Source organism: Streptomyces sp. NPDC014801 (assembly GCF_043082085.1).
GTDB lineage: Bacteria > Actinomycetota > Actinomycetes > Streptomycetales > Streptomycetaceae > Streptomyces.
Window position 1 is genome coordinate 243,544 of sequence record NZ_JBIBXG010000001.1, and the last position, 12,592, is coordinate 256,135.

Below are 12,592 nucleotides of genomic sequence, written 5' to 3' on the forward strand. Positions count from 1 at the left end.
AGGCTAGCTTCTTACTACATAGAAAGCGCTTGCTGTCCATGCTTGCCGTACGCCCCAGCCGTACACGCTCGCCGCGCAAGCCGCTGAACGCGCTCGCCGCACCGGCCCCACCCGCCGGGCCGGCAACCGACCGGGGCGCCCGGCGCCCACGAAGGGACTGACGTGACACGCAAGACGGTGCGTATCGCCATGAACGGCGTGACCGGACGCATGGGTTACCGCCAGCACCTGGTCCGCTCGATCCTGGCCATCCGTGAGCAGGGCGGGCTCGACCTCGGCGACGGCACCGTGCTGTGGCCCGAGCCGGTCCTGGTCGGCCGCCGCGAGCACGCCCTGAAAGCGCTCGCTGAAAAGCACGGCCTGGAGCACTGGACGACGGACCTGGACGCCGCCCTGGCGGACGACACGATCGACATCTACTTCGACGCCCAGGTCACCTCGGCCCGCGAGGAGGCCCTGAAGAAGGCCATCGCGGCCGGCAAGCACCTCTACACCGAGAAGCCCACCGCCACCGGCCTGGACGGCGCCCTGGAGCTGGCCCGCCTCGCCCACGCCCGGGGCGTCAAGCACGGCGTCGTCCAGGACAAGATCTTCCTGCCGGGCCTGCTGAAGCTGAAGCGCCTGATCGACGGCGGCTTCTTCGGCCGGATCCTGTCGGTGCGCGGCGAGTTCGGCTACTGGGTCTTCGAGGGCGACTGGCAGGAGGCCCAGCGCCCCTCCTGGAACTACCGCGCCGAGGACGGCGGCGGCATCGTCGTCGACATGTTCCCGCACTGGGAGTACGTCCTGCACGAGCTGTTCGGCCGCGTCACCTCCGTGCAGGCCCTCACCGCCACCCACATCCCGCAGCGCTGGGACGAGAACGGCAAGCCCTACGACGCGACGGCCGACGACGCGGCGTACGGCATCTTCGAGCTCGACGGCGGCGCGATCGCCCAGATCAACTCCTCCTGGGCGGTCCGCGTCCACCGCGACGAACTCGTCGAGTTCCAGGTCGACGGCACCGAGGGCTCCGCCGTCGCCGGCCTGCGCAACTGCCGCGTCCAGCACCGCTCCGCCACCCCCAAGCCGGTGTGGAACCCGGACATCCCCGCCACCGAGGTCTTCCGCGACCAGTGGCAGGAGGTCCCCGACAACGGCACGTTCGACAACGGCTTCAAGGCGCAGTGGGAGCTCTTCCTCCAGCACGTCTACGCCGGTGCCGACTACCACTGGGACCTGCTCGCCGGCGCCCGCGGCGTGCAGCTCGCCGAGCTGGGCCTGCGGTCCTCGGCCGAGGGCCGCCGTATCGAGGTTCCGGAGATCGCGCTGTGACCATCCGACTGCCCGGCGCCCAGGGGGTGCTGCGGACGTACGAGCCGCGCACCGAACCGCTCGCCGTCACCCCCGGCACGCCCCTCACTTCCCGCACGGTCTTCTCGGCGGCGCACGTCGTCGCCGACCCGTTCGCCGACGTCACGCCCGACGCGCCGGCCGCCGTCGACTGGGACGCCACCCTCGCCTTCCGCCGCCATCTGTGGGCGCACGGGCTCGGCGTCGCCGAGGCGATGGACACCGCCCAGCGCGGCATGGGCCTTCACTGGGCGGGCGCGGCCGAGCTGATCCGCCGCTCCGCCGCCGAGGCGAAGGCGGTCGGCGGCCGGATCGCCTGCGGGGTCGGCACCGACCAGATCACCGGCGGCACCCTCGCGGAGATCCGCGCCGCCTACGAGGAGCAGCTCGCCGTCGTCGAGGAGGCGGGCGCGCAGGCCATCCTGATGGCCTCCCGCGCGCTCGCCGCGACCGCCCGGGGCCCCGAGGACTACCTGGAGGTCTACGGCCACCTGCTGCGCCAGGCCGCCGAGCCGGTGATCCTGCACTGGCTGGGCCCGATGTTCGACCCGGCGCTGGAGGGCTACTGGGGGTCGTCCGACCTGGACACGGCGACGGACACCTTCCTGGAGGTGATCGCCGCCCACCCGGACAAGGTCGACGGCATCAAGGTCTCCCTGCTGGACGCCCGGCGCGAGGTCGACCTGCGCCGCCGCCTGCCGCAGGGCGTGCGCTGCTACACCGGCGACGACTTCAACTACCCGGAGCTGATCGCCGGCGACGCCCAGGGCTTCAGCCACGCGCTGCTCGGCATCTTCGACCCGCTGGGCCCGCTCGCCGCGGAGGCGGTCCGAGTCCTGGACACCGGCGACACGGCGGGCTTCCGTGCCCTGCTCGACCCGACGGTCGAGCTGTCCCGCCACCTCTTCCAGGCGCCGACCCGCTTCTACAAGACCGGCGTGGTCTTCCTCGCCTGGCTGGCCGGCCACCAGTCCCACTTCACGATGGTCGGCGGGCTGCAGTCGGCCCGCTCCCTGCCGCACTTCGCCCGCGCCTACGAGCTCGCCGACTCCCTCGGCCTGTTCCCGGACCCCAAGCTGGCCGAGGAGCGGATGAAGACCCTGCTCGCGCTGTACGGAGTGACCCAGTGACCGACGACCTGTCCCGCTTCTCCATCAACCAGATGACGGTCAGGCAGCTGTCGCTGCCCGAGCTCGCCGCGGCCTGCGGGGAGCTGGGCGTCGACAAGGTCGGCCTGTGGCGCGAGCCGGTCCGGGCGTACGGCCTGGAGGCGGCCGCCAAACTGGTCCGGGACGCGGGCCTGACGGTGACGACGCTGTGCCGGGGCGGCTTCCTGACCGCGATCGAGCCGGCCGAGCGGGCGAAGGCGCTGGAGGACAACCGGCGCGCGGTCGACGAGGCGGCCGCCCTCGGCACGGACGTCCTGGTCCTGGTCTCCGGCGGTCTCCCGGCCGGCTCCAAGGACCTGCGGGGCGCCCGCGAGCGCATCGCCGACGCCCTCGCCGAGCTGGGCCCCTACGCCGAGGAGCACGGCGTGAAGCTGGCCATCGAGCCGCTGCACCCCATGTTCGCCTCGGACCGCTGCGTGGTCTCCACCCTCGCCCAGGCGCTCGACCTCGCCGAACGCTTCCCCGCCCACCAGGTCGGGGTGACCGTGGACACGTACCACATCTGGTGGGACGACCAGGCGCCCGCGCAGATCGCCCGGGCGGGTGAGAGCGGCCGGATCCACACCTTCCAGCTCGCCGACTGGACCACCCCGCTGCCCGAGGGCGTCCTCAACGGCCGCGGCCAGATCGGCGACGGCGCGATCGACATGCGCGAGTGGAAGGGCTACGTGGAGGCGGCCGGCTACACCGGCCCGATCGAGGTCGAGCTGTTCAACGACGGCCTGTGGGCCCGTGACGGCCGGGAGGTCCTGGCTCAGACGGCCGAGCGGTTCGTGACGCACGCGATCCGCTAGCGGAGCCCGGCGGGCCCGCGGGAAAAAGTTCGGGAAGTGCGTACAACCCTTCCGCTACCTGGCCGGTCATACACGGCGTCAGGACTTCTGGAGGGGGACCCGGGGGGGATCTCGGGGGGTTCTGATACGGAGGGGAAAGCCGAGGGGCCCGGTCGACGGACCGGGCCCCTCGAAGACGTTCAGGACCCGAGGCGGACCGCTCGCGGCCCGGCGCGGGCCCCGAGCCTTCAGAAGAACACCCCGCACCGCAGCAGCACGTTCGCGTACGGCCGTGCCTCGCCCGTGCGGACCACCAGGCGGGCCGACGCCGACCGCTCCTTGAGCGCCTCGTGCGGGATCAGTTCCAGCTCGGTAAAGCACCCCGCGAGCAGCTCCGCCGCCTGCGGGTTCGCGGCGCGGACCTCGCTCGCCGCCGTCGCGCCCTCCACCACCAGCTCGGCGAGCAGCCCGTCCAGCACCTCGGCGAACGACGGCACCCCGGCCCGGAACGCCAGGTCCACCACGCGCGGCCCGGCCGGGATCGGCATGCCCGCGTCGCACACCAGCACCTCGTGCCCGTGGCCCAGCTCGGCGAGCGCCCCGGCGAGATGGCGGTTGAGGATGCCCGCCTTCCTCACAGCGCGGCCACCTCGTCCGCCGTCGGGTACGACTCCTGCGCGCCGCGCCGGGTGACGGCCGCCGCCCCGACCCGTGCCGCGTACGCCGCCGCCTCCGCCAGCGACGCGCCCTCGCCCAGCCGCCACGCCAGCGCCGCGGTGAACGCGTCGCCCGCGCCGGTGGTGTCCACGGCGTCCACCTTCACCGACGGCACCCGGTCCATGCCCCGCGCGGACGCCACCAGCGCGCCCTCGGCGCCCAGGGTGATCACCACCGAGCGGGGGCCCTTGGCGAGCAGGATGCGCGCCCAGTCCTCCGGGGTGTCCCCGGCGGCGGCGTCCCCGAGGATCACCTTCGCCTCGTGCTCGTTGACGATCAGCGGATCGCAGGCGTCGAGCACCTCGCGCGGCAGCGGCCGGGGCGGCGACGGGTTGAGCACGAACCGGCTGCCGTCCGCCAGGGACCGCACGACCTCCTGAACCGACTCCAGCGGGATCTCCAGCTGCGTCGACACCACCCGGGAGGCCTGGAAGAGGCTGCTCGCGGCCCGTACGTCCGCCGGGGTGAGCCGCCCGTTGGCGCCGGGCGACACCACGATGCTGTTGTCCCCGGACGGATCGACGGTGATCAGCGCGACCCCGGTCGGCGCACCGCCGACCAGCACCCCCACCGTGTCCACCCCGGCCGCCCGCTGCGAGTCCAGCAGCAGCCGGCCGTACGCGTCGTCGCCGACCCGCGCCAGCAGCGCCGTGCGCGCGCCGAGGCGGGCCGCCGCGACGGCCTGGTTGGCGCCCTTGCCGCCCGGGTGGACGGACAGGTCCGAGCCGAGGACGGTCTCCCCGGCCGCCGGACGCCGCTCCACGCCGATCACCAGGTCGGCGTTGGCCGACCCCACGACCAGCAGGTCGTAGTCGTACATCAGTTGACTCCCGCCGTCAGCCGGTGAACCCGGCCACGTTCTCCTGGGTGACCACCTTCACCGGCACCTTCACCGTCTGTCCGGCGTCCTTGGCGCTCTCGCCCCGCACCGCCTTCAGCGCGTTGTCGACGGCGATCCTGCCCAGCTGGGTCGGCTGCTGCGCCACGGACGCGTACAGCGTGCCCGCCTTCACCGCGGCGAGCCCGTCCGGCGTGCCGTCGAAGCCGACGACCTGGACGGACCGCCCGGCCTTCGCGCCGAGCGCCTTGACCGCGCCCAGGGCCATCTCGTCGTTGGCGGCGATGACGCCCTGCACGTCCGGGTGGGCCTGGAGGAGATTCGACATCACGTCGAGGCCCTTGGTGCGGTCGAAGTCGGCGGGCTGCTGGGCGACGACCCGGATGCCGGGGTAGGCCTTCAGTCCCCGGGCGAAGCCGGCGGCGCGTTCCCGTGCGGCGGAGGTGCCCGCCTGGCCCTGGAGGATGACGATCGTGCCGTGGCCGCCGAGCTTCTCCGCGAGCGTCTTCGCGGCCAGCTCACCGCCGGCCACGTTGTCCGAGGCCACCAGTGCCGCCACGGACGCCTTGTTGACGCCGCGGTCCACGGCGATCACCGGGATGTCCGCCTTGCCGGCGGACCGTACCGCCGGGCCGGCCGCGTCGGAGTCGACCGGGTTGACGATGATCGCGCCGAGTCCGGAACTGGTGAAGTTCTGCAGCTGGTTGGCCTGCTGGGAGGCGTCGTTCTGGGCGTCGGTGACGGTCAGGTCCACGCCGAGCTTCTTCGCCTCCGCCTCGGCGCCGGCCCGGATCTGCACGAAGAAGGGGTTGTTGAGGGTGGACAGCGTCAGGCCCATCCTCGGCTTCGCGGCGGAGGAGCCGGAGTCGTGCAGGAAGGAGGTCGCGCCGACGACCGCCACCGTCACCACGGCCGCGAGCCCGTACGTCGCCGCCTGCCGTCCCCGGTTTCCACCGGAGCCGCCGCCGGACACGGGAGCCGCGCCGGCCTTGCGCCGCACGGTGTCCAGCAGCACCGCCAGCGCGATGACCACGCCGATGACGACCTGCTGCCAGAACGCGGAGACGGACAGCAGGTTGAGGCCGTTGCGCAGCACGGCGAGGATCAGCGCGCCGATCAGCGTGCCCGAGGCCTTGCCGGTGCCGCCGGCCAGCGACGCCCCGCCGATGACGACGGCCGCGATCGCGTCCAGCTCGTAGCCGTCGGCGGCCTGCGGCTGCGCCGAGGACAGCCGGGCGGCGAGCACCACACCGGCGACGGCGGCGAACAGCCCCGACAGGGCGTAGATGGCGAGCTTCTGCTTGCGCACCTTCAGGCCGGACAGCCGCGCGGCCTCCTCGTTGCCGCCGATCGCGTACATCGACCGGCCGATGTAGGTCCGCCCCAGCACGAACGCCGCGAGCAGGCCCATCACGACCATCACCAGCACGGGCACCGGCAGCCAGCCGCCGAGGGTGTCACCGAGGTGCGAGACGGAGTCCGGGAAGGCGATCGGGGAGCCCCCGGAGATCACCAGCGCCAGACCGCGCCCCACCGACAGCATCGCGAGCGTGGCGATGAACGGGGGCAGCTTGCCGTACGCGACGAGGAAGCCGTTGACGAGCCCGGCGGCGAGGCCGGTGACGACGGCGAGCAGCACCGCCAGGGCGACCGGCACCCCGTGCCGGGTGGCGCTCCAGGCGAGCACGGTCGCCGACAGCGCGGCCACGGATCCCACCGACAGGTCGATGCCCGCGGAGACGATCACGAAGGTGACGCCGAAGGCGAGGACGGCGGTCACGGCCGCCTGGACGCCGACGTTGAGCAGGTTGTCGGTGGTCAGGAAGTCCCCGGACAGCGCGGACAGCGCGACGACGAGGACGATCAGCGCGGTGAGCGCGCCGTTGTCGAGGAGCAGGCGGCGCAGGCCGCCCGTGGCCCCGCCGGCGCTCGTTGTGCTCTTGAGCGTGTCAGTGGCCACGGCTGGCCTCCGTTTCCGTCGTGTCGTTCGTGGGGTTGCTGACGGCGAGCGCCATCACGGCGTCCTGGGTGGCCTCGTCGGCGGCGAGTTCGCCGGCGATCCGGCCCTGGGCCATCACCAGCACCCGGTCGCTCATGCCGAGCACCTCGGGCAGATCGCTGGAGATCATCAGGACGGCGGCGCCCTGCGCGGTGAGCTCGTTGACGAGCTGGTAGATCTCGACCTTGGCGCCGACGTCGATGCCGCGCGTCGGCTCGTCGAGGATGAGCACCCGGGTGTCGGCGAGCAGCCACTTGCCGATGACGACCTTCTGCTGGTTGCCGCCGGACAGGGTGCGCACCTGCTGGCCGAGCCCGGCCATGCGCACCCCGAGCTGCCCGGCGATCCGCGCGGCCGCCTCCCGCTGCCCCTTGCGGTCGACGAGCCCGGCGCGGGTGGCGGACCGCAGGGTGACCAGGCCCAGGTTCTCCTCCACGGAGGCGTCGAGCACCAGCCCCTGCCCCTTGCGGTCCTCCGGCACGAGCCCGATCCCGGCGGCCATCGCGGCGCCCACGTCGCCCCGCCGGACGGGGGCGCCGGCCACGCGCACGGCCCCCCGGTCGTAGGGGTCCGCGCCGAACACGGCCCGCACGACCTCGGTGCGTCCGGCGCCGACGAGCCCGGCGATGCCGACGACCTCCCCGGCGTGCACCTCGAAGCTGACGTCGTGGAAGACGCCGTCGCGGGTGAGCCCCTCGACGGCCAGCAGGGGCGCGCCCCGGTCCCCGCGCTCGCGCGGGTACTGCTGCTCGATGGACCGCCCCACCATGAGCCGTACGAGGTCGTCCTCCGGCGTGGAGGCGGGCACCTGGCCGACGGACCTGCCGTCGCGGATGACGGTGACCCGGTCGCCGAGGGCGGCGATCTCCTCCAGGTGGTGGGTGATGAAGACGATCCCGACGCCGTCCTCGCGCAGCCGGCGCACGATCGTGAAGAGCCGCTCGACCTCCTCGGAGGTGAGCACGGCGGTCGGCTCGTCCATGATGAGCACGCGCGCGTTCAGGCTGAGCGCCTTGGCGATCTCGACCATCTGCAGCCGGGCGATGCCGAGGTCGCGCACCCGCGCGCGGGGCGAGACGTTCACCCCGACGCGCCGCAGCAGCTCCTCGGCGTCGGCCTCCATGCGCCGCCGGTCGATCATCCCGAAGCGGCGGGGCTGACGGCCGAGGAAGATGTTCTCGGCCACGGTCAGGTCCGGGACGAGGTTGAACTCCTGGTAGATGGTGGCGATCCCGAGCCGCTCGGCGGCCTGCGCCCCGTGGATGCGCACCTCCTCGCCGTCGACGAGGATCCGCCCGGCGTCGGGGGTGTGGGCGCCGGACAGCGTCTTGATGAGGGTGCTCTTTCCGGCGCCGTTCTCGCCGAGCAGCACGTGCACCTCGCCGCGGCGCAGGTCGAAGTCGACGCCGTCCAGCGCGACGACGCCGGGGAAGACCTTCCTGATGCCCTCGATGCGCAGCAACTCGTCCGGGTCGCTCACGGCGTGCTCCTTTGCACTGGGGAGGGGGGTAGGGGGTGGGGAGGCTCGCCGCACGAGCGGCGCACGACGAGCCGGGCGGGCAGCGTCACGGATCGCGGCGGCCGCCCCTCGATGCGGTCGACCAGCGCGCGCACGGCGGCGCGTCCCAGCTCGCCGGTGGGCTGGGCGATCGCGGTGACGGGCGGGTCGGTGTGCACGAACCACGGGATGTCGTCGAAGGCGGCGAGCGCGATGTCCCCGGGCACCCGCAGGCCACGCGCGCGTACGGCGTCGAGCGCGCCGAGCGCCATCAGGTTGTCGGCGGCGAAGACGACCTCGGGCGGCTCGGGCAGGTCGAGGAACCCCTCGGTGACCCGTCGCCCGCTCTCGGCCTGGAAGTCGCCCTGCCCGATGTAGGCGTCGGGCAGCGGCAGCCCGTAGGCGGCGAGGGCCTCGCGGAAGGCGCCGACGCGCTCGCGGCCGGTGGTGGTGGCGGCCGGGCCCGCGATGATGGCGAGCCGCCGGTGCCCGAGCCCGTGCAGATGCGCGACGAGGTCCCGTACGGCCTGCCGCCCGTCCGCCCGGACGACGGGCACGTCGACGCCGGGGATCCAGCGGTCGACGAACACCATCGGGGTTCCGGCGCGGGCGGCGTCCAGCATCAGCGGGGAGCCGCCGTCGGTGGGGGAGACGAGCAGTCCGTCGATGCGCCGGTCGAGCAGGGTCCGTACGTGGTGGTCCTGGAGGTCGGGCCGCTCGTCGGCGTTGCCGATGATCACGCTGTAGCCGAGCGCGCGTGCCTCTTCCTCGACGGACCGGGCCAGCTCGGTGAAGTAAGGATTCAGCACGTCGCTGATGACCAGCCCGAGGGTGCGGGTGGTGTCGGTGCGCAGCGAGCGGGCGACGGCGTTGGGCCGGTAGCCGAGCGTCTGGACGGCGGCGAGCACACGCGTGCGTGCGTCGTCGCTGACGGAGGGGTGCTCGTTCAGGACGCGCGAGACCGTGGCGACGGAGACCCCCGCCGCGGCGGCGACGTCCTTGATGCTCGCCATGCCGTCCACCTCCTTGTGGAACTCGGGAACATGGGAAGGTCGTGGAATCGATTACACGACCGTGCCGAGGGGATTGGAATCGATTACACGGCCCGCGGGCAACCCCCTGACGGGATCCCGAAATCGGATCGTGATCCGGGGACGTGTCGATCTAGGCTGCTGCCGAAGGCCGCGGGTGGCATGCCCGCGCCACATCCGAAGGAGCCCCCCATGCGCACCAGCCGCCTCATCGGCGCGTCCCTGACGGCCGCCGCCCTCGTGGGCACGGCCGTCGTCGCCGGCACCCCCGCCGTGGCGCAGACGAACGCGACCGCGTCGAGCTGCACGGCCAAGGCCCTGGAGACGGTCCTGATCCGCGACCGCACGAGCACCGGCGGCACGGCGCTCGGCCAGCTCAACAAGGGCGAGACCGCCTCGTCCCCGTGCCAGATGTACTACGGCGGCTCCTACACGGCCTGCGGCATCACCAGCACCCGCTGGGTCAAGGTCACGAAGAACGGCATCACCGGGTACGTGGTCGGCACCTGCGTGCTCCAGCCGGCGTGACGCGCCGGGCCGCCCGCCTCCCACCGAGGCCGGCGGCCCACATCGCGAGATGTTCGCCCACGGAGGAATGACAGGCACAAAGGGCCGGTTGCCCATGTCATGTCCTCTTCCTCCGCCGACCCCACGCCGCCCGGCCCCGCCGAGCCCCCGGCCGCACCGCACGCGTCCCCGTCGCCGTCCGCCCGCATGCCGCTCGCCGTGTACATCCTCGGCCTGTCCGTCTTCGCGCTCGGCACGAGCGAGTTCATGCTCTCCGGGCTGCTGCCGCCCATCGCCGAGGACATGCACGTCTCCATCCCGCGGGCCGGACTGCTCATCTCGGCCTTCGCCATCGGCATGGTGGTCGGCGCCCCGCTGCTCGCCGTCGCCACCCTGCGGCTGCCGCGCAAGACCACGCTCGTCGCGCTGATCAGTCTCTTCGGGCTCGGCCAGGTGGCCGGCGCGCTCGCGCCGAACTACGCGGTGCTGTTCGTCTCCCGGGTGGTGAGCGCGCTCGCCTGCGCCGGGTTCTGGGCGGTCGGGGCGGCCGTCGCCATCGCGATGGTGCCCGTCGGGGCCCGTGCCCGCGCCATGGCCGTGATGATCGGCGGCCTGTCCATCGCCAACGTCCTCGGCGTCCCCGCCGGCGCCTTCCTCGGCGAGCACGCCGGCTGGCGCTCCGCCTTCTGGGCCGTCGCCGCCGCCTCGGCGATCGCCCTCGTCGGCGTCGTCACCCGCATCCCGCACATCCCGGTGCCCGAGAACCGGCCCCGCCTCAAGGGCGAGCTGGTGATCTACCGCGACCGGCAGGTGCTGCTGTCCGTGCTGATCACCGCCCTCGCCGCCGGTGGTGTCTTCTGCGCCTTCTCCTACCTGGCCCCGCTGCTCACCGACGTCTCCGGCCTCGACGCGGGCTGGGTCTCCGCCGTCCTCGCCCTGTTCGGCATCGGCGCCCTCATCGGCACGTACATCGGCGGCCGGGTCGCCGACGCCCACCTCTTCGGTGTGCTGCTCAGCGGCATCACCGCCTCCACCGTCTTCCTCGTGGCGCTCGCGCTGCTGGCCTCCAGCCCCGTCGCCACGATCACGCTGACCTTCCTCCTCGGCGTGTCCGCGTTCTACACCGCGCCCGCCCTCAACGCCCGCATGTTCAACGTCGCGGGCGCCGCGCCCACTCTGGCCGGCGCCACCACCACCGCGGCCTTCAACCTGGGCAACACCGGCGGCCCCTGGCTCGGCGGCTCGGTCATCGACGCCGGCCTCGGCTACGCCTCTCCCGCCTGGGCCGGCGCCGCGATGACCGTCGTCGCCCTGGCCACGGTCGCGATCGCCCTGCGCCTCACCCGGACCCCGTCCCGGATCGTGAACCGGTCCACCCCGTCGGGGGCCCCGGAACACGAGTCGTCCGCCGACGGGGTCAGCATCGGCTGACCCCGGCCTCCCACCGGCCGGTGGCCCCCGGCGGCCACCGGCCTACGCCTCCCCGAAGAGCTCCCACGCGTCGACGGCCCGCACGGCACGCTGCGCCCAGACCTCCAACTGGTCCAGATCGGTGCAGGCGTTCACGCGTTCACGAACGGCGTCGGGCACCTCGATGCCACGCCATTCGAGAATGCGGAGGGTCATCTCCTGCCGATCCTGAATCCGCCCCTCCTCGCGTACCTGCTCCGCCAGCGGGTGCCGCCAGAAGTACTGGATCGCCGTCATCAGGTCCCTCCACATCTGCTTGGCCTGAGGACCAGTCAGCCGTGAGTCTCAAGGCTCACGGCCCACTGTGACCAGTCGCCCTCAGTTCCCCGAGAACAACTCCGAAACGTCCGTGGCGTGGACGGCGCGCTGGGCCCAGACTTCGAGCCGGTCGAGATCGGTGCAGGTGTCGACTCGCTCGCGGGCGTCGTCGGGCACGGGGATGCCGCGCCATTCCAGGATGTTGAGGACCATCTGCCGCCGGTCCTCGATGCGGCCCTCTTCCCGTCCCTCTTCCCGTCCCTCTTCCCGCCCTTCCGCACGCACCTGCTCCGCCAGCGGGTGCCGCCAGAAGTACTGGATCGCCGTCATCAGGTCCCTCCACATCTGCTTCGCCTGAGGGTCGGTCAGGCACGAGTCGACGAACTGCACGAAGACCGCGGCACTGTCCGGGTCGATGGTCCGCAGGGCGGTTGCCAGCGATTCCAGTATGGCCGGGGCCTGCGGACCACGCCCGTGTGTCATCGCCGAGAGCACCGCAAGGGGGACGTCCCGCTCGGCCTGCCGCTCGTCGGCGATCACCGGGACGTTGTCCGGGCCGAGGACGAGCGGCCGTACCGTCAAGGAGTCCCAGCCGGGGAACCCGAGCCGGATCGGGCGCGATGCCCACTTCGCTGTGGCGCTGCTCTGTGTGATCACGATGAGCACCGGCTCACAGCGGTACTTCTCGTAGAGGTAGGACAAGTAGTACGGCCAGCTTCCCCGTTTCCGGTCGTCCGCCTTCCCCTGCGACTCGACCACGAGGAGATACGTCCCCTCGTCCGTCTCCGCCCGCAGCAGCGTGTCCACCCGGCGCTCGACCGGTTCGATCTCCGTGAGGTCCACGTTCAGTGCAGCGATCTCCCGGGGCTCGGGGAACGGCACGTGCAGCACCCGCTGTAAGGCCCGGGTCAGCAAGGCCGGGTCCTTCTGGAAGATCCGGTGCAGGGCCTCGTGCGACGAGCCGACCATCAGCTCTCCTTTCGATACGACGTGATCAACG

General features: G+C 72.7%; 12 protein-coding genes. 5 read left to right on the forward strand and 7 right to left on the reverse strand.

Annotated elements, in window-relative coordinates:
* Positions 1 to 162: 162 nt before the first annotated feature.
* The 3 genes from ACF1AL_RS01100 to ACF1AL_RS01110 are packed head-to-tail and all read left to right on the forward strand — an operon-like array spanning position 163 to position 3,295.
* Positions 163 to 1,314 (forward strand): Gfo/Idh/MocA family protein, encoded by a 1,152-nt coding sequence (locus ACF1AL_RS01100; protein WP_384203788.1) that lies wholly within the window; start codon positions 163 to 165, stop codon positions 1,312 to 1,314.
* Positions 1,311 to 2,462: a dihydrodipicolinate synthase family protein gene (locus tag ACF1AL_RS01105; protein WP_391825263.1), complete on the forward strand. Its 1,152-nt coding sequence runs from the start codon at positions 1,311 to 1,313 to the stop codon at positions 2,460 to 2,462. Before ACF1AL_RS01100 ends, ACF1AL_RS01105 begins: the two co-directional genes overlap by 4 nt.
* A gap of 32 nt (positions 2,463 to 2,494) precedes the next feature.
* The gene (locus ACF1AL_RS01110; RefSeq protein ID WP_391825432.1) at positions 2,495 to 3,295 is read left to right on the forward strand and encodes a sugar phosphate isomerase/epimerase family protein; all 801 of its coding nucleotides are present in this window, start codon (positions 2,495 to 2,497) and stop codon (positions 3,293 to 3,295) included.
* A gap of 227 nt (positions 3,296 to 3,522) precedes the next feature.
* Here the strand turns inward: ACF1AL_RS01110 and rbsD are convergent, their stop codons facing one another.
* The 5 genes from rbsD to ACF1AL_RS01135 are packed head-to-tail and all read right to left on the reverse strand — an operon-like array spanning position 3,523 to position 9,339.
* Positions 3,523 to 3,912: a D-ribose pyranase gene (gene rbsD, locus ACF1AL_RS01115; protein ID WP_391694577.1), complete on the reverse strand. Its 390-nt coding sequence runs from the start codon at positions 3,910 to 3,912 to the stop codon at positions 3,523 to 3,525.
* The gene (gene rbsK / locus ACF1AL_RS01120) at positions 3,909 to 4,811 is read right to left on the reverse strand and encodes a ribokinase (protein ID WP_366834406.1); all 903 of its coding nucleotides are present in this window, start codon (positions 4,809 to 4,811) and stop codon (positions 3,909 to 3,911) included. Before rbsK ends, rbsD begins: the two co-directional genes overlap by 4 nt.
* A gap of 16 nt (positions 4,812 to 4,827) precedes the next feature.
* Complete coding sequence (locus ACF1AL_RS01125; protein WP_391825264.1) at positions 4,828 to 6,789, reverse strand: substrate-binding domain-containing protein; 1,962 nt, start codon at positions 6,787 to 6,789, stop codon at positions 4,828 to 4,830.
* Positions 6,779 to 8,308, reverse strand: a complete 1,530-nt coding sequence (locus ACF1AL_RS01130) for a sugar ABC transporter ATP-binding protein (RefSeq protein ID WP_391825265.1) — start codon at positions 8,306 to 8,308, stop codon at positions 6,779 to 6,781. Before ACF1AL_RS01130 ends, ACF1AL_RS01125 begins: the two co-directional genes overlap by 11 nt.
* Positions 8,305 to 9,339 (reverse strand): LacI family DNA-binding transcriptional regulator, encoded by a 1,035-nt coding sequence (locus tag ACF1AL_RS01135; protein ID WP_391694586.1) that lies wholly within the window; start codon positions 9,337 to 9,339, stop codon positions 8,305 to 8,307. The genes ACF1AL_RS01130 and ACF1AL_RS01135 overlap by 4 nt, the downstream gene beginning before the upstream one ends.
* A 210-nt stretch (positions 9,340 to 9,549) precedes the next feature.
* On the opposite strand from ACF1AL_RS01135, the gene ACF1AL_RS01140 reads away from it, so the two are divergent.
* Complete coding sequence (locus tag ACF1AL_RS01140; protein ID WP_391825266.1) at positions 9,550 to 9,885, forward strand: hypothetical protein; 336 nt, start codon at positions 9,550 to 9,552, stop codon at positions 9,883 to 9,885.
* Positions 9,886 to 10,071: 186 nt separating this feature from the next.
* The gene (locus ACF1AL_RS01145) at positions 10,072 to 11,295 is read left to right on the forward strand and encodes a Cmx/CmrA family chloramphenicol efflux MFS transporter (RefSeq protein ID WP_391825433.1); all 1,224 of its coding nucleotides are present in this window, start codon (positions 10,072 to 10,074) and stop codon (positions 11,293 to 11,295) included.
* 42 nt (positions 11,296 to 11,337) lie between these two features.
* On the opposite strand, the gene ACF1AL_RS01150 is transcribed toward ACF1AL_RS01145, so the two are convergent.
* Complete coding sequence (locus tag ACF1AL_RS01150; RefSeq protein ID WP_391694590.1) at positions 11,338 to 11,571, reverse strand: hypothetical protein; 234 nt, start codon at positions 11,569 to 11,571, stop codon at positions 11,338 to 11,340.
* Between the two features lie 81 nt (positions 11,572 to 11,652).
* A complete protein-coding gene (locus ACF1AL_RS01155) occupies positions 11,653 to 12,561 on the reverse strand; it encodes a hypothetical protein (protein ID WP_391825267.1) in 909 nt (302 codons plus the stop codon).
* Between the last annotated feature and the right edge of the window lie 31 nt (positions 12,562 to 12,592).

What these genes read in the sequence shown, in the direction of transcription:
- ACF1AL_RS01110 (WP_391825432.1), top strand. Translation starts at nt 2,495, where the DNA reads ATGACGGTCAGGCAGCTGTCGCTGCCCGAGCTCGCCGCGGCCTGCGGG.
- ACF1AL_RS01150 (WP_391694590.1), bottom strand. Translation starts at nt 11,571, where the DNA reads ATGACGGCGATCCAGTACTTCTGGCGGCACCCGCTGGCGGAGCAGGTA.
- ACF1AL_RS01135 (WP_391694586.1), bottom strand. Translation starts at nt 9,339, where the DNA reads ATGGCGAGCATCAAGGACGTCGCCGCCGCGGCGGGGGTCTCCGTCGCC.
- ACF1AL_RS01145 (WP_391825433.1), top strand. Translation starts at nt 10,072, where the DNA reads ATGCCGCTCGCCGTGTACATCCTCGGCCTGTCCGTCTTCGCGCTCGGC.
- ACF1AL_RS01140 (WP_391825266.1), top strand. Translation starts at nt 9,550, where the DNA reads ATGCGCACCAGCCGCCTCATCGGCGCGTCCCTGACGGCCGCCGCCCTC.
- ACF1AL_RS01155 (WP_391825267.1), bottom strand. Translation starts at nt 12,561, where the DNA reads ATGGTCGGCTCGTCGCACGAGGCCCTGCACCGGATCTTCCAGAAGGAC.
- rbsK (WP_366834406.1), bottom strand. Translation starts at nt 4,811, where the DNA reads ATGTACGACTACGACCTGCTGGTCGTGGGGTCGGCCAACGCCGACCTG.